We start from the raw sequence: 20,634 nt of genomic DNA, 5'->3' as shown, positions 1-20,634 counted from the left end.
GATAATGTTATACTAGCACAAAGATACTGACTATTCAAGGTAGTCGTACTAGAAGCATCATTGCCCCAATTACAGGCTTGCCAGCATTCTTTCTAATGGTAAAATTACTTCAATCGAGACTCTTCTTTTAGAGGGGCTACTGTACGTTAAAGGAGACGTTTGTATGGACCAAGTATTGTCTTCTGTTCGAAATGGCTGTCGGCTGTTAAAAATATTTCTCGATTCGCCAAAGGAACTCGGGGTAACCGAGCTCAGCAAAAAACTCCAGCTGTCCAAGGGAGCCGTTCACAAGCTCCTGTCCACGCTGGAGTCTGAAGGCTTTATCCGCCAAAATGAAAAAACCAAGCAGTATACGCTTGGCTACACGCTTTTGGAGCTGGGCACTAAGGTGCTCACGAATCACGATATCGTTGATTTTTCCAAGCCGTTCTTAGAACAGCTTGTCTCACGGACAAACGAATTGGCGGTCTTATGTGTACAAGATTCCAAGGACGCGATTTATGTAGCCAAAGAGGATTCGCTTCATCCCATTCGCTTTACCGTAGAATCCTTCCGGCGTTTTCCTCTTTACTCTACTTCCGCTGCTAGGGTTTTGCTTGCCTATCAGCCAGAGGAGTTTCAGGATGAGATTTTGCAGGAACATCCACTGAAAAGTTACACACCTCATTCGTACACGTCGGTTGAGGAAATCAAAGAGGACTTGGTGACAATCCGCAAGCGAGGCTATGAAATCAGCTCGAATCGACGCAATACAGGTGTGACCGGAATCGCTGCCCCGATTTTTGATTCAACTGGACACGTCACTGCATCCGTCAGTGTCATCGGTCCCTCCGACCGCGTAATGCCAAAACAAGAAGAGATTTTACAAGAAACGCTAGCGACGGTACGTGCGATGTCGGCTCAGTTAGGGTATCGAATGTCTTGAAGCTAGATTGAGTTGCCATGAAAAAACCTCCTGTTTATCAGTCTGCTCTGATGACAGGAGGTTTCTGTTTATGCTATCTCACCCAGCTTCTGCTGTATATGAAAGTCCTCAACGGACAGTGGACTCCTGCGCATCCTCTGCTGTTCAATACCAGGCCGTAGCGGCGAGACGAGATAGACCAGCTCATGATTCCTTGGGAATTCAAGCTGATTGCTGCAAATCTCAATTCATTGAGAGAGTAGCGAATAAAGCTACTGGCAATATATGAAGTTCCGAAGTTACCCTTACGTCACGAATTATTAGCTTTGTCCTCTTCATGAAAGTGCTCCATGAGCATCTTTTGCAAGACATTCACCTCCCTACCGCATCTTTACTAAAAACACAGAAGACATTATCGATACACTCGACATGTCTTCTGTGTTTTTAGTGTTATGCAATTAATTTTAATCGTTACACTAAACGTCAGATAAAATAAATACTAATTATTAATCGCGAATCCGCTCTGAAGTGTGTCCTGTAATTTTTTGTACATCATCTTCGTATTCAAATGCAATACTTCCACCTAAAGGAATTGAGACAGAACCTGACCAATGTATTTTGTACTGTGTATGCAGATAATGGCTAAATACATCATATCTCTCTCCTCCCCAAGAAGAGCCCTCAGGTTCTACATCGACTTTCATGTAGCCTCTAATATTTTTTATATACTGTCTTTTATTATTATTTAAACTAGGGAAGTTCACGTTAAATGCGTAACCACCTGCGTCCCGCAAATCTGCTTTACTATCGGTCTTACTATCAGAGTACCACTCATTAATAGGCTCTCCATACTTATCATATTCACCGTTGAATCCATATAAACGATATTTCAGAGAAAAATCCTCAGTCCCAGGCATTAGTCGAGCATTTTCGCTAACACCAATGGCAAGGATATCATCATAAAGATCTGCTTCTGTAAAGCCATATGTAGAACTATTATCTGCAAATTCGAAACGTGCTGAAGCTTGTGCGTCCCAGTCCACTTCGTCATATATAAACCATGTCTCTAAAGTTATATAATCATGACGATCTTCAATATCGTGCCCTAGTGTCGAAATTAGACCTGATTCTGCATCTTTTTCTTTCTCTTCGTTGGTCTCTTGGTTTTCAGTTACCTTTATATCAAACTCTTTTTTTGTAAGTTGCTCGACTGCGACTTTACCATTTGGCTCTTTTGTTAGCTCATAGTATTCTTCTTTTTTACTAACTACTGGTTTTTCCATAGATAAATAATCTTGAACAAATCCATCCTCTATCAAATCCTCTATATGTTGATCAGAGAATTTAAAGATTTCCTTTAGTTTTTTCATTTCAGCTTGACTCAAATTGTCGTTGGATTTTGCCAAAATCGTAGTAGTATCCATATAAAATATGGATGCAAGCAACATTGCCGATATGGACACTTTTGCTTTTTTTAACATTTCTTACACTCCTTGTTATATAATTAAAAGAAAACGAAAAGGTGAGGTTACATTGAAATTTGGTAAAAAATACTTTTTCTCTACATTAATTGCTGCATTAGTAGTAACTAATGTCTTAACTATTTGGGGATTGGTAAAAAGCAGAAGTCATTTAGAACTTTACCAAGAGCGCATTGATGTTGATTTTCAAAGAAGTTTAAAGTCTATCGCTACATCATTAAGTCAGAGCACTGATTGGGATACAAAATTTAAATTAGCGCTTTCCCATGCGAGTAAAGTTCAAATCCTTGTTGATAGTACATCATTTACTGTAGGTACAACTGAAGAAGCCAAGAACGTACTTAGTTACGGATACATGCTTGAAAACTACTTTCAAAATTCTCAACATGCAACGATCGATAACAATCCCCAAGAATTGGAGGAGTTTATAAAATGTGTCGAAGCTTTATCAGCTAACCCCTCAGATAGTGAATCTGCAAAAAGACTAATTTCACTTATGAAATAGATAGAATTGCACCTCCAATACAAAATTTGATAATCCCCTCAGCAACACCCCTTATATTTGTAATTTTCCACGGGATGACCTTGAACCGACCGATCAGCTGAAATACTTTGCTATTCCAACCTGTTACCAAGGTCCGTCTAATGAGTAGTCATTTTCTTTCAATGGCACCAGTAGTATCCTCTGGATACTAGATACCGGTAATTACCTGCTGTCCAAACTCCACATACTCTGAAATGTCAGCAAAGCCAATTTTCATGTACTCGGCCACAATTCGCTGCACACTCATTCCCAGCTCACTGTCGTTGCTTATTTCTATCGCTTGATCTCTGCCTGAATCTGAGGTTTCCTCAAATTCTCCCACCCGATGGCATAAGCTGTTATCTTACTGTAGCCGACAGCCATTGTAGCTCTAGTAGTATTAAAGTCTCGAAGGTACTCCATAACAAAAAAGCCTCTGCTTTTCAGTCAGAGACCCGTCTTCGTTCTCAACTACTGCTGGAGGATCGATGCTTTCCATTACCTGAAACATTCCGTTTGTTTTGATAAGTCATGGTGGCTTTTGTTTTCGAGCCTGTTACTGAGAACCATCTTAAGACACTTGTTTGATGCAGATGTCCATCACAACTAGATATACAGCATCAGTTCCAATTACTTGACTCTGACCACTCAAAGTCATCTTCCGTTAGACTTTCATTTTCCGGGACACTGTTGAGAAAGGATTTAATTGCATCTTCTAAAGCTTCATCAGCAGTATTTCCAAAACCAACAATCCAATCTGATGATCCGTCAGTACGCGATTTAAAAGCAACATCTACCTGACCCGTGAATCCGCCTTTGCTGCTTTCTTTGATCTTTACCTTCAGCTTGGGAAAATGGAAGGAACACATGTACCCAAACGTCATACTCTCCCACAACTTTATTAATCTGTGTTAATCTCGAATCACTTACACTGATTTGCCAAGTGTAATGACCTAGATCATCAGCAATGATAAGCACTTTATGGGTGAATATCAGGTAAGATTCTTTTAATCAAGTTCTTGATTTGAGGCACCATCTTGTGTAGTGGATTTTCAACTTTCATCCAAAAATCAAGATGTATGTCTGATATAAGGTCAAATTCTTTGCTCAATCCGTTCACCTATTTTACACTCAATATAGTTATGTTAAATTTTTCATCTTGAGGAGTAACGGTCTCGTTTGTTTTTCGTCCTACTAATTGTGAATCGTATTACGTGTAAACAGAAAGGAAATGACACCCTATGAGAAAAACATATTTGCTGCTTTCTTCTTTGTTATTCTGTGCTTTGCTTGTTCCTGACGCGCATGCAGCTTCACAGCAAGGAACAGTTGCGCCTGTTCCTCCCCAAGTAATTGTTCCAACAAGCATCAAGGATAAACAAGGAAATACCCTTGAAAAATCAATGGCCTATGTGAAAACGTTACAAGTGAAAAACGGAAAGTTAATCGTTTCGCTTGACTATGTTCAATGGTTTTTCGGTGAGGCAGCAGTAAAAGCTTATCGCCAAGATCATCCATTGGAAAAAGAGGACTATCCAATGCCATATTACATTCGTAATAGCAATCTTAAAATTAGAACGTTTGAAGTTTCTCCGAAGGCTTCGTTTACTCTTCAAACCAACTCTACACAAAAAGATGGGAATTTCCATTGGAATGAAGCAGTAAACGCCGATACTTTTAAAAAGTTTGTGCTTTCCAAGGGGATTCCTTATCAGATACCGTTCCACGTTGAAGTAAAGAATGGAGTCATCACAAAAGTTACAGAACAGTACGTCCCTTAATTATTTGCAGCACTCCCTTTTTGGGATGCTGCTTTTCATTTTTTGCTTTTATCATAAAGCTGCACTCCGTTTCTTCCGTGAATAGCCTCTTATTACCACTCGTTCCATTCAACTCAACGTGTGGTTTGTTAAATCAACTGTTCATCCTTTTGCAGGATTCCCCAACAAACTGTAGTATTCGCTTGTTTAAAGGAGTTGATCTAATGACTGAGGTAAAGAAGATCGCTTATAAGAAATTAATTCATCAAGCTTTCCTAGACCTAAAAAACAGTGGTACTTTTGACGAGGCTACCTTTTATAGAAATTTCCGTATAGCCCATGCTTTCCCTAATCTCTCAGAGTTTATCGTTATAGATTTTGTTGGCTTCAATGAAGATGAATTTTGGGCTAGAGTCGACGCATTAGCCTCTCAATTTGATTTGCACCATTACAGAAAAATCTTCGATGAAGCCGTTATGGAAAAGTAAATTCCCAAGATTTCTTGTCTTTTCATTGGAATGATCATTTTGCTTATCACACCGATTAATTAAAAAAATTCATTTATGACAGAGCATCCCGCCAGCCAAACATTAAAGGACTATATAAAACGGCACTCAAATCATGCTGAGTGCCGTGGTGATTTTAAAATTACTAGCCCATATCCTTGTGCAAATAAGGCTCCCATGCACGTTTTAACAGACGAATGCCCTCCTCAATCTCCTCGATGGTCTGCCCCCCGAACCCAAACTGAAAGGCCGGCAGTCCATTTTCTTGCGGATGGACCCATTTATGTGCGGTTGGATAGACACGAACGCCTGATGCAGCCGCGATTTGCGTCAACTGTTGCGAACTGCTCTCACTTTTCACTTCTACCGTCACAGACAGCCCGGCATCCTGACCCTTAATCCGGATGTACGCCCCAAAGTGTTCCTGTAAGCACTGAAGCAGTGCCCCATGCTTTTTGCGGTAAAGCGTCCGCATCCTGCGAATATGCCGCTCCCAATCGCCATTTTTCATGAACAGGGCCAGCGTCTCCTGATGAATACGCGATGCCGACTGGTCAAAGTCAGCCATTTTCTCCTGATACACCGCCAATAACGCATGCGGCAAAACCATATAGCTAATGCGAATCGACGGCAGCAACGCCTTGGAAAACGTCCCCAGATAAATAACGCGTCCCTGTGTATCCAGCCCTTGAAGCGAAGGAATCGGCTTGCCATGATAGCGAAACTCACCATCGTAGTCATCCTCCATGATGTAGCTCCCCGTCTGATTCGCCCAGTGTAGCAGCTTTAGCCGTTTGGCATACGGCATGACAATTCCAGACGGGTCCTGATGAGACGGGGTTATATAAACCAGTTGCGCTCCACTCTCACTGAGCGCTTCCAAATCGATTCCATCCTCCGCCAGCTTGATCGGGCGCACATCATAGCCCAAATGGGAAAACACGACACGAACACCGTGATAGCCCGGCTCTTCCATCGCAACAGCCTGTCCCCGCGTCCCGAATAAGAACCCCAATAAGCTGATCATCACCTGCGTCCCCGCACCGATCACAATTTGTTCTGGCGTAGCTTGCACACCCCGAGCACGTCCGAGATAGCGTGCGAGCTCCTCCCGCAGCTGCGGCTCGCCTTGTCCGTCGCCGTAGTAGAGCACTTGCTTATTTTCTTCCTGCATGCACTGGTTGGTGTACTTGCGCCAACGGTCAAAAGGAAAATGCTCGGCATCAACGCGCGCTTGGTGAAAATTATATTGGATCGGAACTGCTGAGGACGTAGGCAGAGAGGGTTGGACGTAAGCTGTTTTAGCTGCTTGCTGCCCTTTCCCTATAGGTGCAGGTATAGGCCCATCCCAGTCCACATCGACTACATAAAATCCGCTGCGCTCCCGACTCTCGATGTAGCCTTCTGCCATGAGCTGGTGATAGGCACTCTCGACAGTCGTTTTACTCACCTGCAAAAATCCGCTCAATGCCCGAACAGAAGGCAGACGCGTCCCGGAGATTAAGCGCCTCCCTTGGATTTCTGTACAAAAATAGCGATAAAGCTGTAAATAGAGAGGCTCGCTCCCTTCTACAAAGCGGGGACTAATATCTAGCAAGCCACATCCTCCTCGCTGAATAAATGAAAAACCGACGGGAGCAAAAATCCCCATCGGTACTCACGTTTCTATTACACCAATATTACGCCAAATACGCCTCTCTTACCTGCGGATTCATCAATAATGTCTGGGCATCGTCTTGCAAAATAATTTCGCCCGTCTGAATCACATAACCGCGATGGGCGACAGACAGCGCTTGATTCGCATTTTGTTCAACCAAGAGAATCGTCATGCCTTCCTTGTTCAGCTCCGTAACGATGTCAAAAATCTGCTCCACCAAAATCGGCGCCAATCCCATCGATGGTTCATCGAGCATGAGAATTTTTGGCTTCATCATCAGTCCACGAGCAATCGCCAGCATTTGCTGCTCGCCCCCGGACATCGTGCCACCTTTTTGATTGACCCGTTCCTTCAGACGTGGAAAGTAAGCAAAGGCACGCTCGATTCCTTCTTCAATCACCTTTTTATCGGATACACTAAAGGCACCCATCTCCAAATTCTCGCGTACGGTCAGCTTTGGAAAAATGCGGCGGCCTTCCGGAACGTGGGCGATTCCTGCTAAGGCAATATCATGTGTACGCAGCTGCGTAATGTCTTTGCCATTAAAGATGACTTTTCCTTCTTTGGCCCGAGTCTGCCCACAAATCGTTTTCAACGTGGTCGATTTACCTGCCCCGTTGGAACCGATCAGCGTCACCACTTCACCTTCATTTACCGTTATACTCAATCCTTTTAATGCGTGGATGCCGCCGTAATACGTATGAACGTTAGTCAGCTCTAGCAATGCCATCGATTTTCCTCCTTCTACGACACGTCCGACGCACTTTTTCCGAGATAGGCCTCAATGACGTTAGGGTTGTTGCGGATTTGTTCGGGTGTTCCTTCTGCAATTTTTCTCCCGTAATCCAGCACGTGAATGTATTCGCTTAGTCCCATGACCAGCTTCATATCATGCTCGATCAAGATAATCGTCAAATCGAGCTCTTTTTTCAGCCGACGAATAAAATCCGTCATCTCAACCGTTTCGCGAGGGTTCATCCCTGCCGCTGGTTCATCGAGCAAAATGATTTGTGGATTTGTCGCCATCGCCCGGGCAATTTCCAAGCGTCGTTGCAGTCCGTAAGGCAGACTCCCAGCCGCTTCATTGGCAATATGCGCGATCCCGACATACTCCATGAGCTGATAAGCCTCAACGCGCGTCCGCTCTTCCTCCTGGCGTACACGTTTGGAGTTGAACAAGATTCCGAGAATTCCAGCGGATAAACGGCTATGCACACCCACCATGACATTTTCCAATGCCGTCATTTCCTTGAACAGACGAATGTTTTGAAAGGTGCGGGTGATACCGCGACTCGCGATCTGATCAGGACGAAGCTTCTTGATGCTTTTGCCATTCAGAAGAATTTCTCCCTCGTCTGGCTCGTAAAATCCGGTAATCATATTGAAAAAAGTCGTTTTTCCAGCCCCATTCGGACCGATGACCGCCGTAATGCTTCCTTTTTCGATGTCAATCGAGACGTCTTGATTGGCTACCAAGCCACCAAAGCGCTTCGTTAAATTTTTTGCCTCTAACAATGCCATGCTCATTTCCCTCCTCGTCCGCTACGACTGTTTTCCAGAAGTCAATTGGGACAGTCTGCCGAGAATCCCCAGCTTTTCTTTGCCAAACTCACTCTTTTTGATCGCATCGAGATCGTTTTTCTTCCGTTTGGCCGGAATCAATCCGTTAGGGCGATACAAGGCAACGAGAATGAGCATAATTCCGAAAATGAGTCGCTGGAACTTGGATGGGTCCAGCTGGTTCGGCAAACTGATGATTCCCGAATTTTGCAGACCGTGCAGGAAGTTGGAGAATTCTTTTAACAGCTGTACCTGCAAGATCGTGACAAAAGCGGCACCGAGCACAACCCCTGGAATGCTGCCACTACCACCCAGAATAACCATGACCAATATCCCGATCGATTCCATCAGCGTAAAGGAAGTCGGATCGATAAACGTCTGCTTGGCTGCAAAGATAACACCCACGACACCAGCGAAGGAGGCACCCAATGCGAATGCAGCCAGCTTGGTATTCAACAGGGAAATCCCCATAGACTGGGCAGCCAGCTCATCCTCACGCACCGCAATCCATGCACGTCCCAAACGGGAATGTTCAAAGCGTATATTCGCCAAAACGATAAAGGCAATCACAAACAACACAATGAAGTAAAAGTAAAATGGCGTCCCCATTTTGATCCCAAACAGCTCAGGAGACGGAATCGGCGTGATTCCCTGCGGACCGTTGGTGATGTTGATGGGCTTGTCCAGGTTATTGAAAACAATGCGAATGATTTCACCAAAGCCCAAAGTCACGATTGCGAGGTAATCGCCTTTTACTCTGAGAACTGGCAATCCTAGCAATATTCCGAAAACAGCAGCCACAATCAAGCCAACTATAAGAAATGGCCAAAACCACTCACCGGAGAGCGGGAACAGATTCCCTGCAATAAACTCATTCGCTTGCGAGGTCGAGAAAATCGCATACGCATAAGCCCCAGCAGCAAAAAACGCAACGTAACCCAAGTCAAGCAGACCAGCAAAGCCTACTACGATATTCAAGCCCAGAGCCATCGCTACGTAGATGCCTACCTGTGAAGCTACTTCCATGTAGTATCGGTTTTCACCGGCTACCAATGGAATGATCAGGAGGAGAACGATAGCCCCAATCGTCATTTTGATCGCTTTGGAGGTATTGGTGTAATAGACAAGCACAATGGAAGAAAGAATGCCGAGAAACGCAATGACTGATTTATCCATCAAGTACAATGCAGCCGAAAAGGCTACAATCCAGATCAACGTGAATACGAGCGGAATGCCTTTGAACGATTTCCAAGCGAAATTTGCCATTTATTTCACCTACACTTTCTCTTTTACAGCTTCGCCAAACAGTCCTTCTGGCTTGAAGAGAAGCACGAGAATTAAAATACTGAACGCAAACACGTCTTTGTACTCTGCACCAAAGGCACCGTTGGTCAACGGCCCCATAAAGGCACCGGACAAGGATTCCAGAAGACCGAGGAGTACGCCACCGATCATCGCACCACGCAGGTTCCCAATCCCGCCGAGTACGGCAGCTGTAAATGCTTTTAGACCGAGGATAAAACCGATATACGGATCGATCGTCCCGTAGTTTTGCGCAAACAGAACGCCTGTCGCGCCACCCAGGCTGGAGCCAATCAAAAACGTAAGCATGATTACTTTGTTTACATTTATGGTCATCAGCGAAGCCGTACTCTGGTCCTGTGCGACGGCGCGCATGGCGATTCCCCACTTTGTTTTATTCACAAACAACGTCAATGCAATCATCATGACGATCGCAATTACAATCACGATCAAGCCTTTTGTTGGAATCGTAGCAATACTTCCTAACGGAATCGATCCTGTAAAAAGAGCGGGACTGTTCAGATAAAACTCATTGCGAGCCAGTGCTTCTGTAAAACGTACGAGGTCTTGCAGCAAAAATGATACGCCAATCGCCGAAATCAACGGCACAAGACGAGGTGCTCCGCGCAATGGTCGATAGGCAATCCTCTCAATCCCTACCCCCAAAGCACCAGTTAATACCATGGCAATTATGAGTGTTATGAAAAGTGCGACAAATGGATTCATACCTTCAAGTGCCCCTAGTGCATCAGAGATCAATAATACCTCTGTACCGATAAAGGCTCCGACCATGAAAATGTCTCCATGGGCAAAGTTGATAATTTCCAAAATCCCGTAAACCATTGTGTAGCCCAAAGCCACGACTGCGTACATAAATCCAAGTGTCAATCCGTCAACCAACACCTGAGGCAAAATATTGATCATGCTTTCCCATCCCTCATTTCCCTTGTAGACTTGTACAAATTTTCTGCATTCGTTTCGTTGACTGGACTTATTTTCTCGTGGGAAAGGGGCCAACACCGGCGTGCAGCCCCCTATCCTGGTATGAGGCATGGGAGTGTGTGCGCGTTGTGTGGTGTGATTACTCGGCCTTGCCTACGAAAATGGATTTGTCCTTGTCAAACTTGTAAATGAATACATCTGCATTTGTGTTGTCACCTTTTTCATCAAAGGTAACCTTGGTGAATTGACCCTGAAAATCTTTGGTTTTGTGGACTGCATCGAGGACTTGCTCGCGGGTTGGTTTTTTGCCTCCGTTCGCTTTGGCAGCTTCCAAGACACCATTGAGGATGACGTTCATGGAGTCGAAACCATAGACGGAATAGGTTTCCAGAGGCTTGTTTGTGGCTTTCTTGTACTCTTCAGCCCATTTCTTGCCCTCTTCGGTTTGCGTTACGTCTCCAGCTACTGACGTAAAGACTACTCCTTCGACGGCATTACCGGCTATTTTTATCATATCAGAAGAATCCAAGCCGTCGCCACCCATAAAATAACCCTTAAATCCTTTTTCACGAGCTTGCTTGATCAAAATTCCACCTTCTGGATAAAGACCGCCAAAAAAGATGATGTCCGGGTTTTTCACCGTTACCTGGTTAAGTACCGCGCTATAGTCCTTTTCGCCCTGGGTAATGCCCTCAAAGCCAAGGATTTGAACCCCGTCCTTTTCGAATTGCATCTTCACTTGATCACTCAGACCTTGGCCGTATGCTGTCTTATCATGGATAATATAGGCCGTTTTTACACCAAGTGTATTTTTTGCATATAGAGCAGCCTTTGGTCCTTGTGCATCATCGCGAGCACAGATTCGATGAACGGTTTTCTTGCCTTCCTCCGTGAGCTTTACGCCTGTGTTTGCCGGGGATACCATGACCAGCTTGCCTTCCTCGTACTTTACAGACGATGGAATCGCAACCCCTGTGTTATAATGCCCAACTACACCGTACACATCGGGATCAGAGATGAGCATCTCCGCATTGGATACCCCGATTTTCGGGTCGCCTTGATCATCCTGAGGGAAAAGCTGGAGATCAAAGCCAAGTGCTTTAAACTCTTCCTTGCGCTGTTCGAGAGCGTAACCCGCTCCTGTCTTAATCGCATCACCGATAGCAGAATTGCTCCCGGACAGAGGGGATTGTGTGGCAATTTTGATGAGGCCACCCTCGGTCGTTCCTCCACCACTGTTTCCTGGAGCTGGCTGACTTTGCCCCCCGCTTGCGTTACTTCCGCCGCTTGAATTACCGTTTCCTGCGCAACCTGTTAATGCCATACTCGCAGCCAATACCGCAGATAAAACCCCCACATAAGAACGCTTTTTCATTAAGAATGAATCCCCCTTTTATCATTCTTTTTTCTTGTTACCCAGTCCATCTACCTTGCTAGCCAGGTTGCGACTTTCAAAAACGATGACTCTTTGGGGATAAAGATAGATGAGGCTTGGTTGTTTTTATTTTAAAATAAATCTGATAATTTACAAGAAGTAAAATATATTTTATATTCATATATCATTTATTTACAAACAAAAAAATAAACACTCCCTCAAGGTAGAGGAAGTGCCGGAACGACGATTTGCCCACTCTTCACGTCGACAATGCCTGTTGCCGTTAGACGTGCATAGGGCAAGTGGGTAGCCGTAAAAAACAAAATCGAATAAATCGGATCGAGATGGACATGTCCTTTGGAACGAAGCTGATTTACCAAATTTTCACCCATGCTGATTACTTCTTCCATCGGTGCAGACGCGAATTTTCCAGCAAGAGGCAATGGGCATTCGCAAATAATTTTTCCTTTATCGATCAGGACGACTCCACCTTTTATTTCCCGAATACGCTCCAGTGCTTGCGCCATCGCTTGGGGATCGCGTCCGATTACGATCCAATCGCCAGAGGCTGAATAGGTGCTGGCAAGCCCTTCGAGATGCTCACCGAAGCCATGAAGCACTGCCATTGTTCGGTTGCCTCCAGTCGCATCAATAATGGCGATCATTGCCAACTGCGAATTATGCTGCAAGGATACGTATCCATCCTGATCAACGGGCATGTCCTCCATCGACAGCTGCGTGATAACGGCATTCAGCATCTGTAGCACAGGTACCTTGCCGTCCTCTTCTGGGCGCAAACGGAACCAATCGGGATGTGCCTGCCTTTTCAATGGATCTGCTAAACGTAACGAAGCTTCCTCCCATTGCGGCTGAACGGTTGGGACGAGCAGGGTTCCTTTTTCTGCTACTCGTTGTCCGTTCGCAATCACGATGGATGGAGTCGGTTGATCCATTGCCGTCAACAACAGCATATCCGCGATTCGACCCGGCGCAATTCCTCCGATCTCCGCGTCCAGCCCATAATAGACAGCCGGGTTCAGCGTCGCCATGACATACGCTTCCTCTGGCGGCATCCCCGCTTCCATGGCCACACGGATCGTACTATCCATGAACCCGTCACGATGCATCGGGGGCGTGCTTCCATCCGATGTCAGCATCATTCGTGAAGACCACGGCACCCCCAACTCCAGCCAGCCCTTCACCAGCTCCGGCAGATCAGGACGAATAGAGGAATGGCGCAGTGTCGCATACATGCCTAAACGGATACGCGACAGCAAATCGGCTGCGGTGATAGCCTCGTGACAAGCTGTTATGCCGGATGCTGCGGCAATGTTCAATGTCTCGTAAGAAGCTCCCGGATGATGCCCCTCCATCCTTTTGCCCAAGTCCCGCGTATGCTTCAAACCAAAAAGCAGCGTCTCATCCTCTTGCAAAACGCCGCCCCAATTTGTCAACTCCCCACCCTGGATCACGCGTGGATGTTCCAGCATTCGCGCCAAATTGTCCTTCGTGAACGACGGATGAGCTTTCCCTGTCTGCGGATCGAGTCTACCCCAGAAAAATTGCTTCACGGGATGTGCTGCCAAAGAATCCATGATCGCTGCCGTTTGCGAAAAGGGCAGATGCATGAGCATTAACGTGTCCGACACCATTCCAGTCGTCCCCGTTTGCAAAGCAAAGTCAGCCAACGTGTAAGGGTTATACCATTGAAACGGATGCGCGTGAGGCTCGATGTAACCCGGCACGAGATATTGCCCAGCCGCCTCCATGATTACGGTCTGGTCATCGACCAGCGGCTCTTTTTCTCCTACATAAGCTATACGTTCTCCTGCCACTACGACGTGATGCTCTTGCCATTCTTTTGTGTACACATTTAGAACGCTTGCGCCTTTTATCCAGAGGCTTGCCGGTGCTTGACGTCTGCTCACGCGAATCATGTTCAAGTAATCACGATCTGATAGGGCTCGTACACGCATCATTTCTTCTCTCCTCGCTGGTCTCCCGATGTTTTTCCAAAATGAACGGTCGTTCATCGCTCTCTACACCTTCTCCGCCCATCATTCATTCCCCTGCAAGCTTGATGATGGTAGTAACAATTCCCACGGGTGTCTTGTCGCCCTTTATTACACACTAGGGAATAGACGTAATAGCGACAGGAGGACAACTCTCATGCATAAAAACGTAGGTAGAACTGATGCTATGATTCGAATAACTGGCGGTCTGTTAGGCTTGGCGTACGGCATCGGAAAAATGAGCCGTCGCCCATCCAACACTCCATGGCTGCTCATGGCTTTTTCAGCAATGAAAGTAGCAGAAGGAGCTACTCGCTTTTGTCCGATGTACGCAGCGATGGGCATCAATACGAAAAAAGGAAATGGCATTCAAGGCATGATGGATCAGCTCAAGAAAAAAGGCGTACAGATGGCAGTCAACCAGTTTACCCGCTCCATGAATATTGCCCCCATCAAAGACTCGAACACCGGCCAAGACGACGAGAGCAACACTTCAGCCACAACGAATAAAGCAAACATACAGTATTCTGCAAGCCCACAATTATCAAGGAACCAGGAAAAGCATTCAATCAACAATCAACAAAACATGAAGCTTACTCCCGAGGATCAACTTCTCGAAAAAGCGGCAAGAGAGATCATTTCATTTCGCTCCCAGGAAAATAACAACAGCAACACTCGCTACCCCACGTACACGTAAGAAGAGGAGGCACCGCATATGCTTGTCGGCTCCCAGATGTATGAATGGATGTCCCATAACTTCTTTGTTATTGCCACGATCATTGGCGTCATCGGCGTAATGGGTTATTACTTCTTTCGCACCTCGCGAAAAAGAGGAAGATATCGTCAATAAAGGAGCAGCAACTAACCGCCTGTCATTGGGCGGTTTTTTCCATTTACAAAAATAATTGTTATACATATAATTGTCATTGCAAGTATTTTTGAACGAAAGAGGGTCATTCCCCTGATCGATCATTGGCAAAAAGAACCGGTTGGATTTCTTATCGGAAATACATACCGGAGAATGATTCATTATGTTTCCCTTTTTTTAAAGGAGTTTGATTTGACCACGGAGCAGTTTGCCGTCCTGTATCGGCTACGAAAAGAAGAGGGCATCAATCAAAAAGAGCTGGCCCAGCGCTCTGCCAAGGATCAACCTTCCATGACACGCATTTTAGACACACTCGCCAAAAAAGGCTTTATCGAAAAGACTTTGAGCGAACAAGATCGCCGTGCGTACATCATTACGCTTTCCCCGAAAGGACGAGAATGGATTGAGCAAGCGATTCCTGTAGAGGCTCAGGCCGTTGCAGACATTTTGGAGGGGATTTCTCCTGAAAAGCTGGCCTTCTTGCGAGAAATCTTGCTGGAGATTAACGAGAACATCAATAGAAAAACGACTGACTAGGAGTGACAGCATTGGGAGAGAGTAGAGAGAGACTGTGGACGAGAGATTTTGTCCTGTTAACTGTATGCAATTTGTTGTTGTTTCTCACCGTTCAAATGCAGACCCCAACATTCCCTGCTTATGTGAAGGAAGCGTATCAGGCCAATGATTTTGTCGTCAGCCTGGTTATTAGCTTGTTTTCACTTGCAGCAGTGATCGCAAGGGTGTTTACCGGAGAAGCATTGAAAACGAAAAGCAGTAAGCTCTTGGCAATCGTAGCACTTGGATTCGTCGCGATTTTTAGCGCAGGCTATTACTGGGCGGGAAGCATTGTTTTCTTTCTTCTGCTGCGAATTTTAGTCGGCATTGGCTTTGGGATGGGCAGCACGACCTTTCCGACGATTGTCTCCAATGTGATTCCTGCCAGACGAATCGGTGAAGGCATGGGGTATTTCGGCTTATCGACCAGCTTGGCTATGGCACTCGGCCCGTTGATTGGACTTGGAGTGTTAAATGGGTTTGGGTTCGGCTCGATGCTCATGGTTCTCGTATTGTTAGTTGCTATTATTTTTCCGCTGATGCATTTTATCCGTGCCTACAATCAGCTTCCTGTGTCGTCCGGGAACGTACAAACTGTCACAGGCATTCGCCGATTTTATGATAAAAAGCTGCTGCTTCCAGCTGGACTGAATTTTTGTTTGTCCATTACGTATGGCGGGATTCTCAGCTTTTTGGCCTTGTACGGAAAAGAAGCCCACATTGAGAATGTCGGCTGGTTTTTCCTTACGAACGCACTGGCGATGGTGTTGATTCGTCCGTTTTCCGGCAAGCTGTATGATCGCAAAGGGCACATCGCCGTCCTGCCTCCCGGTGCGATTTTCGTCGGGGTCAGCCTCTTGCTCCTGTCCCTGACAACGACAGAGTCCTTGCTTCTCGTCTCTGCTGCCTTCTACGGCCTTGGCTATGGCATGATTCAGCCATCTATCCAGGCGTGGATGGTGAAGGTCGTCACGCCTGAGCAACGCGGCATGGCGAATGGACTGTTCTTTAATTCCATCGACCTGGGGATTGCGGTCGGCTCAATGCTCCTCGGCGTCATCGCGACACATTCGAGCTACTCTGTCATGTACCGCTGGTCGGCGGCTTGCTTGCTGCTGTTTCTGATTGTTTATTTCCTTTCGCAGGTGGCTGCGGCCAAAGCGGAAAAAGCGGCAATCGCTAGTGAAAACGTGGGTATGTAATAACCAAAAAAGCTGTTCCCTCTAAGTAGAATTTTCTACCGAAGGAACAGCTTGTTTTTTTATCCCTTTTGCTGATACTTCATCGCTCGTGCCGCAATATCCGTGCGATACTGCGCCCCATCAAACGAGATCCCTTGCACCTTCGCGTACGCTGTCTCACGTGCATGCGCCAAATCCGTTCCTGTTGCCACGACGCCAAGCACACGGCCACCGCTAGTAACGATGCCTTCCTCGGTTTCCTTCGTCCCTGCGTGAAACACCGTAGCTCCCTCGTTTGCCTGACCCAGTCCATGAATCAACGTACCTTTTGGATATTCTCCCGGATAACCCGGCGCTGCCATGACGACACAGACAGCACTTCCTTTTTTCCATGTCACATCGACTGCATCGAGCTCGCCATTGATTGTTCCGACAAAAATGTCGAGCAAATCTGTTTCGAGCAACGGCAAGAGCACCTGTGTCTCCGGATCGCCAAAACGCGCATTGAACTCCACCACTTTTGGTCCTTGCTCCGTAATCATCAGACCTGTGTAGAGAATGCCTTTGAACGGAATGCCATCCTTGGCCATCCCTGACGCCATCGGTTGGACAATCGTTTTGACGATCTCGTCCACCAGCTCAGCAGACATTTGCGGTACCGGGGCGTATGTTCCCATACCGCCTGTATTGGGACCGCGGTCATCATTGAAGATTCGTTTATGATCTTGAGAAGTAATCATCGGCTTAACTGTCTCTCCATCGACGAAAGACAACAGTGACAGCTCTTCGCCGAACATGCACTCCTCAATGACCACGCGAGCTCCCGCTTCACCAAAGACGCTTTCCTGCATGATCTGACGGAGTGCCTCTTCTGCTTCCTCCACCGTCTCTGCGACAACGACTCCTTTCCCCGCTGCCAAGCCATCCGCTTTGACAACGATAGGAGCGCCCTGCTCTCTCACGTATGCACTCGCCGATTCGTAATCCAGAAACGATTCATAAGCAGACGTCGGAATCTCGTAGCGTTTCATTAAACTTTTCGCAAAAGACTTGCTTCCCTCGATCATTGCCGCTTTTTGATTCGGGCCATAGATCGGCAGATTGCGCTCCTGGAAAAAGTCCACAATCCCCGCCAGCAAAGGATCTTCCGGGCCAACGACAGTCAAATTAATTCCTTCATCCTTGACGAATTGAACCAGTGCAGCAAAATCATGGACGCCGATCGGTACGTTTTGCGCGATTTGGGCGGTGCCCCCATTTCCTGGCGCACAGTATACCTTCGTCACTTTAGAACTCTGCAACAGCTTCCAGGCAATCGTGTGTTCTCGACCGCCGCCACCGATCACTAATATTTTCATCGTATTTCCTCCTGTGTGAGAGGTAATCCACTCTTTCATACGTGTTAAAAAAGCGAAAGTTACTCCCGAATAGCCTCTTTTAGTGCTTGAAATGACGCGTGCCGGTAAAGATCATCGCAATACCCGCTCGGTTGCAAGCATCAATCGATTCTTGGTCGCGAATGGAGCCGCCTGGCTGGATGATAGCAGTAATCCCTGCTTTAGCTGCCGCCTCCACGGTATCTCCCATCGGGAAAAACGCATCCGAGGCCATAACCGAGCCACTTGCCAATGCACCTGCTTGTTCGATGGCGATTTTCGCTGCCCCAACGCGGTTCATCTGGCCTGCACCCACGCCGATGGTCATATTGTCTTTTGCCAAGAGAATCGCATTTGATTTGACGTGCTTGACGACCTTCCACGCGAATTTCAGCTGTGCCAGTTCCTCTTCCGAAGGCTTGCGGTCTGTGACCACCTGAATCTCGCTTTCTTCGAGCTGCTTGTAGTCGAAGTCTTGAATGAGTGCCCCGCCTGCTACAGGAGCCACGCGGAACAGATTGTCCACTTTTTTGGCTGGTTCATTCAGCGCCGAGATACGCAACAGACGCAGGTTCTTTTTCTCAGCAAGAACAGCCAACGCCTCGTCGGTGAAGTCCGGTGCGATAATGATTTCCAAGAAAATCTCTTTCATCGCGAGTGCGGTGTCACGGTCAATCGGGCGATTTGCTGCCACGATCCCACCATAAATAGAGACAGGGTCTGCTTCGTACGCTTTTTGGTAAGCGGCGCGAATATCAGTGCCGATCCCTACTCCACACGGGTTGGAGTGCTTGATCGCAACGACAGCAGGTTCAGCGAATTCGCGTACAATCGCCAACGCTGCATCTGCGTCATTGATGTTGTTATAGGAAAGCTCTTTTCCTTGCAGTTGGCTTGCATTCCCGATGCTCAACTGATCGGACAACGGCTCACGGTAAAATGCCGCACGTTGATGTGGATTTTCCCCATAGCGTAAATCCTGTGCTTTCTCGTAAGTCACCGTGTAGCTCTCAGGCAGCAGTTCGCCCACCTGCTCACTCAAATAGCGAGAGATCAAGGCATCATAGGCTGCTGTATGGCGGAAAACTTTTGCAGCCAGCTTGCGACGGGTTTCTAGCGTAGTATCGCCATTTGCTTCAATTTCTTCTGCTACTTTTTCATAATCGGCTGCATCGACCACTACACTGACGAACGCGTGATTTTTCGCAGCAGAACGCAGCATCGTTGGTCCACCAATATCAATATTCTCAATGGCGTCTTCATATGTCACGTCTGGCTTCGCTATCGTTTCCTTGAAAGGATAAAGGTTCACGACAACCAGATCAATGGTTTCAATCCCCAGGTCTTTTAGTTGCTGCACATGTGCTTCACTGTCCCTTACAGCCAAGAGGCCGCTGTGGATATTGGGATGCAACGTTTTGACGCGACCGTCCAAAATTTCTGGAAATCCGGTCACTTCAGAAATGCCAATGACGGGAACTCCCTCTGCTTTTAAAAGAGAAGCCGTACCCCCGGTAGAAATGATCTGTACCCCGGCGGCTACCAATCGACGGGCAAACGGAATCAATCCTGTCTTGTCAGAAACGCTGATCAACGCTTTTTTCACACTCACGGATAGAACCTCCTGAATTTTAGTGAAAACATGAGTAACTAATGACCAAAACACGAACAATACTTATATATTATAAAATAATTGTACGCTATTATCAATAACTTCGTCAGGAAAACAAACACAGCCGCCCGTGCCTGTTCGGCACTTGCGACTGCATGCATCTGCATTTGCTTGGATGATATTATCGTTTTTTCTTGCCTTTGCCTGATAGCTTTTTGATGCGATCTGACAGTAAGACTGTTTTGCTTTTGGCAGTCGCCCTGATTGGCTTGATCGGCTTCTTCGACTTGCGGCTCTTCGCCTTTACTTCTTTGGGCATTAAGTTCCCTAACTCTTCCATGGAGATGGAGTTGCCGTCCTTTACACGATCCCTGACGCGCTCTTTCGTCTCCTCTGGCACTTCGAATCCCATATTTCCCAGCTCATCGAGCAGCGCATCTACATTGGCTCCGCCCTTCGGCATTTTTTCCGCGAGCTTCATAATATCGTTAAGCGTCCATTGCCGCCCTGTTTTTTGGCTTAGCTTATCGAGCAAGTTCGAAACAAAATCTCCGCTCAAGTCGGCCCCTCCCTTTGTGGGAATATCCCTCTCTTACTGTATGTCACACGGACCAATTTGGTTTGTCATGAATCGCGGAAGAATAGCAGCAAAATAGGGTAAGTCGGTCATAGTTAGAAGCCGACACCGTCTGATAGGACATGAATAACATGCATGTAGGACGAGAAAACGTGATTGGCAAAGTCAATCATTCATCCTCGTTAGGTGAGGCTCCTATACAAAAATAGGCCACTGCCCGGAAATATCGAAAGATGCCAATGGGTAGAACAGGAACTGCCGAACTAAGGCTTTTCTTAAGGTGGCTAAGGAATGTTTCCTTTACGTTGTATAGTGCCAAAGCTCTGGTAGGGGAGAAAAACGGTGTTATTTTGTGCACTTTTCTAACCCTCTGGATTCCCGCTAGAGGGTTTTCATTTTCGAAAGGGGGGAACGTTTTGATGGACAGTAGTCCAAGTTGCCGA

General features: G+C 46.5%; 23 protein-coding genes and 1 riboswitch. Of the genes, 9 read left to right on the top strand and 14 right to left on the bottom strand.

Features of this window, described 5'->3' with window-relative positions:
• The first annotated feature begins 163 nt into the window (after nt 1-163).
• Both HP567_RS06150 and HP567_RS06145 read left to right on the top strand, forming a co-directional pair.
• On the top strand, nt 164-925 hold the full coding sequence (locus tag HP567_RS06150; protein ID WP_106785379.1) for an IclR family transcriptional regulator: 762 nt from the start codon (nt 164-166) through the stop codon (nt 923-925).
• Nucleotides 926-995: 70 nt separating this feature from the next.
• Entirely contained in the window at nt 996-1,193 is a 198-nt protein-coding gene (locus HP567_RS06145) for a hypothetical protein (RefSeq protein WP_173610665.1), read from the top strand.
• A 217-nt stretch (nt 1,194-1,410) separates the two neighbouring features.
• Here the strand turns inward: HP567_RS06145 and HP567_RS06140 are convergent, their stop codons facing one another.
• Complete coding sequence (locus tag HP567_RS06140; protein ID WP_173610666.1) at nt 1,411-2,385, bottom strand: hypothetical protein; 975 nt, start codon at nt 2,383-2,385, stop codon at nt 1,411-1,413.
• Between the two features lie 52 nt (nt 2,386-2,437).
• On the opposite strand from HP567_RS06140, the gene HP567_RS06135 reads away from it, so the two are divergent.
• Nucleotides 2,438-2,890 (top strand): hypothetical protein, encoded by a 453-nt coding sequence (locus tag HP567_RS06135; RefSeq protein WP_173610667.1) that lies wholly within the window; start codon nt 2,438-2,440, stop codon nt 2,888-2,890.
• 187 nt (nt 2,891-3,077) lie between these two features.
• On the opposite strand, the gene HP567_RS06130 is transcribed toward HP567_RS06135, so the two are convergent.
• The 3 genes from HP567_RS06130 to HP567_RS06125 form a co-directional block, all read right to left on the bottom strand.
• The gene (locus tag HP567_RS06130) at nt 3,078-3,251 is read right to left on the bottom strand and encodes a hypothetical protein (protein WP_173610504.1); all 174 of its coding nucleotides are present in this window, start codon (nt 3,249-3,251) and stop codon (nt 3,078-3,080) included.
• Nucleotides 3,203-3,331, bottom strand: coding sequence for a terminase small subunit (locus HP567_RS29950; RefSeq protein ID WP_173610668.1), 129 nt, complete (start codon nt 3,329-3,331; stop codon nt 3,203-3,205). The genes HP567_RS06130 and HP567_RS29950 overlap by 49 nt, the downstream gene beginning before the upstream one ends.
• Nucleotides 3,332-3,528: 197 nt before the next feature.
• Nucleotides 3,529-3,792 carry a hypothetical protein gene (locus HP567_RS06125; protein ID WP_173610669.1) on the bottom strand — a complete coding sequence of 88 codons (264 nt, stop codon included), beginning with the start codon at nt 3,790-3,792 and terminating at the stop codon, nt 3,529-3,531.
• Nucleotides 3,793-4,149: 357 nt separating this feature from the next.
• Between HP567_RS06125 and HP567_RS06120 the strand changes: the two genes are divergently transcribed.
• Nucleotides 4,150-4,689: a hypothetical protein gene (locus tag HP567_RS06120; RefSeq protein WP_173610670.1), complete on the top strand. Its 540-nt coding sequence runs from the start codon at nt 4,150-4,152 to the stop codon at nt 4,687-4,689.
• Between the two features lie 203 nt (nt 4,690-4,892).
• Nucleotides 4,893-5,156, top strand: a complete 264-nt coding sequence (locus HP567_RS06115; protein ID WP_173610671.1) for a hypothetical protein — start codon at nt 4,893-4,895, stop codon at nt 5,154-5,156.
• A 163-nt stretch (nt 5,157-5,319) separates the two neighbouring features.
• Here HP567_RS06115 and pdxR read toward each other — a convergent pair whose 3' ends face one another.
• From pdxR to HP567_RS06080, 7 genes are all read right to left on the bottom strand, one after another.
• Nucleotides 5,320-6,771, bottom strand: a complete 1,452-nt coding sequence (gene pdxR, locus HP567_RS06110) for a MocR-like pyridoxine biosynthesis transcription factor PdxR (RefSeq protein ID WP_173610672.1) — start codon at nt 6,769-6,771, stop codon at nt 5,320-5,322.
• Nucleotides 6,772-6,853: 82 nt separating this feature from the next.
• Nucleotides 6,854-7,561 carry an ABC transporter ATP-binding protein gene (locus tag HP567_RS06105; protein WP_173610673.1) on the bottom strand — a complete coding sequence of 236 codons (708 nt, stop codon included), beginning with the start codon at nt 7,559-7,561 and terminating at the stop codon, nt 6,854-6,856.
• Nucleotides 7,562-7,575: 14 nt separating this feature from the next.
• Nucleotides 7,576-8,352: an ABC transporter ATP-binding protein gene (locus HP567_RS06100; RefSeq protein WP_007717354.1), complete on the bottom strand. Its 777-nt coding sequence runs from the start codon at nt 8,350-8,352 to the stop codon at nt 7,576-7,578.
• 21 nt (nt 8,353-8,373) lie between these two features.
• Nucleotides 8,374-9,657, bottom strand: a complete 1,284-nt coding sequence (locus HP567_RS06095; RefSeq protein WP_173610674.1) for a branched-chain amino acid ABC transporter permease — start codon at nt 9,655-9,657, stop codon at nt 8,374-8,376.
• A 9-nt stretch (nt 9,658-9,666) separates the two neighbouring features.
• Nucleotides 9,667-10,713 (bottom strand): branched-chain amino acid ABC transporter permease, encoded by a 1,047-nt coding sequence (locus HP567_RS06090; protein WP_082910039.1) that lies wholly within the window; start codon nt 10,711-10,713, stop codon nt 9,667-9,669.
• A gap of 61 nt (nt 10,714-10,774) precedes the next feature.
• A complete protein-coding gene (locus HP567_RS06085; RefSeq protein WP_173610675.1) occupies nt 10,775-12,010 on the bottom strand; it encodes a branched-chain amino acid ABC transporter substrate-binding protein in 1,236 nt (411 codons plus the stop codon).
• 218 nt (nt 12,011-12,228) lie between these two features.
• Nucleotides 12,229-13,986: an adenine deaminase C-terminal domain-containing protein gene (locus HP567_RS06080; RefSeq protein ID WP_173610758.1), complete on the bottom strand. Its 1,758-nt coding sequence runs from the start codon at nt 13,984-13,986 to the stop codon at nt 12,229-12,231.
• A gap of 193 nt (nt 13,987-14,179) precedes the next feature.
• On the opposite strand from HP567_RS06080, the gene HP567_RS06075 reads away from it, so the two are divergent.
• The 4 genes from HP567_RS06075 (at nt 14,180) to HP567_RS06065 (ending at nt 16,647) form a co-directional block, all read left to right on the top strand.
• A complete protein-coding gene (locus HP567_RS06075; RefSeq protein WP_173610676.1) occupies nt 14,180-14,719 on the top strand; it encodes a YgaP family membrane protein in 540 nt (179 codons plus the stop codon).
• Nucleotides 14,720-14,737: 18 nt separating this feature from the next.
• Nucleotides 14,738-14,872, top strand: coding sequence for an EYxxD motif small membrane protein (locus HP567_RS29820; protein WP_012684353.1), 135 nt, complete (start codon nt 14,738-14,740; stop codon nt 14,870-14,872).
• A 171-nt stretch (nt 14,873-15,043) separates the two neighbouring features.
• Complete coding sequence (locus HP567_RS06070; RefSeq protein WP_173610677.1) at nt 15,044-15,427, top strand: MarR family winged helix-turn-helix transcriptional regulator; 384 nt, start codon at nt 15,044-15,046, stop codon at nt 15,425-15,427.
• Nucleotides 15,428-15,438: 11 nt separating this feature from the next.
• Entirely contained in the window at nt 15,439-16,647 is a 1,209-nt protein-coding gene (locus HP567_RS06065) for an MFS transporter (protein WP_173610678.1), read from the top strand.
• A gap of 59 nt (nt 16,648-16,706) precedes the next feature.
• Here the strand turns inward: HP567_RS06065 and purD are convergent, their stop codons facing one another.
• The 3 genes from purD to HP567_RS06050 form a co-directional block, all read right to left on the bottom strand.
• On the bottom strand, nt 16,707-17,984 hold the full coding sequence (gene purD, locus HP567_RS06060) for a phosphoribosylamine--glycine ligase (protein ID WP_173610679.1): 1,278 nt from the start codon (nt 17,982-17,984) through the stop codon (nt 16,707-16,709).
• A gap of 79 nt (nt 17,985-18,063) precedes the next feature.
• The gene (purH, locus tag HP567_RS06055) at nt 18,064-19,614 is read right to left on the bottom strand and encodes a bifunctional phosphoribosylaminoimidazolecarboxamide formyltransferase/IMP cyclohydrolase (protein WP_173610680.1); all 1,551 of its coding nucleotides are present in this window, start codon (nt 19,612-19,614) and stop codon (nt 18,064-18,066) included.
• A gap of 181 nt (nt 19,615-19,795) precedes the next feature.
• A complete protein-coding gene (locus HP567_RS06050; RefSeq protein WP_173610681.1) occupies nt 19,796-20,173 on the bottom strand; it encodes a hypothetical protein in 378 nt (125 codons plus the stop codon).
• Between the two features lie 189 nt (nt 20,174-20,362).
• Nucleotides 20,363-20,530, top strand: a riboswitch (M-box (ykoK) riboswitch).
• Nucleotides 20,531-20,634 lie beyond the last annotated feature (104 nt).

The organism is Brevibacillus sp. M2.1A (genome assembly GCF_013284355.2).
Lineage (GTDB): Bacteria > Bacillota > Bacilli > Brevibacillales > Brevibacillaceae > Brevibacillus.
This window is presented reverse-complemented; position numbering and strand designations above follow the sequence as displayed.

Bases quoted from the DNA above. Each gene is read 5' to 3' on its own strand.
- HP567_RS06140 (WP_173610666.1), bottom strand. From the start codon at position 2,385: ATGTTAAAAAAAGCAAAAGTGTCCATATCGGCAATGTTGCTTGCATCC.
- HP567_RS06115 (WP_173610671.1), top strand. From the start codon at position 4,893: ATGACTGAGGTAAAGAAGATCGCTTATAAGAAATTAATTCATCAAGCT.
- HP567_RS06125 (WP_173610669.1), bottom strand. From the start codon at position 3,792: ATGACGTTTGGGTACATGTGTTCCTTCCATTTTCCCAAGCTGAAGGTA.
- HP567_RS06120 (WP_173610670.1), top strand. From the start codon at position 4,150: ATGAGAAAAACATATTTGCTGCTTTCTTCTTTGTTATTCTGTGCTTTG.
- HP567_RS06145 (WP_173610665.1), top strand. From the start codon at position 996: ATGCTATCTCACCCAGCTTCTGCTGTATATGAAAGTCCTCAACGGACA.
- HP567_RS06095 (WP_173610674.1), bottom strand. From the start codon at position 9,657: ATGGCAAATTTCGCTTGGAAATCGTTCAAAGGCATTCCGCTCGTATTC.
- HP567_RS06070 (WP_173610677.1), top strand. From the start codon at position 15,044: ATGATTCATTATGTTTCCCTTTTTTTAAAGGAGTTTGATTTGACCACG.
- HP567_RS06080 (WP_173610758.1), bottom strand. From the start codon at position 13,986: ATGCGTGTACGAGCCCTATCAGATCGTGATTACTTGAACATGATTCGC.
- HP567_RS06075 (WP_173610676.1), top strand. From the start codon at position 14,180: ATGCATAAAAACGTAGGTAGAACTGATGCTATGATTCGAATAACTGGC.
- HP567_RS06105 (WP_173610673.1), bottom strand. From the start codon at position 7,561: ATGGCATTGCTAGAGCTGACTAACGTTCATACGTATTACGGCGGCATC.
- HP567_RS29950 (WP_173610668.1), bottom strand. From the start codon at position 3,331: ATGGAGTACCTTCGAGACTTTAATACTACTAGAGCTACAATGGCTGTC.
- HP567_RS06100 (WP_007717354.1), bottom strand. From the start codon at position 8,352: ATGGCATTGTTAGAGGCAAAAAATTTAACGAAGCGCTTTGGTGGCTTG.
- purD (WP_173610679.1), bottom strand. From the start codon at position 17,984: ATGAAAATATTAGTGATCGGTGGCGGCGGTCGAGAACACACGATTGCC.
- HP567_RS06085 (WP_173610675.1), bottom strand. From the start codon at position 12,010: ATGAAAAAGCGTTCTTATGTGGGGGTTTTATCTGCGGTATTGGCTGCG.
- HP567_RS06150 (WP_106785379.1), top strand. From the start codon at position 164: ATGGACCAAGTATTGTCTTCTGTTCGAAATGGCTGTCGGCTGTTAAAA.
- HP567_RS29820 (WP_012684353.1), top strand. From the start codon at position 14,738: ATGCTTGTCGGCTCCCAGATGTATGAATGGATGTCCCATAACTTCTTT.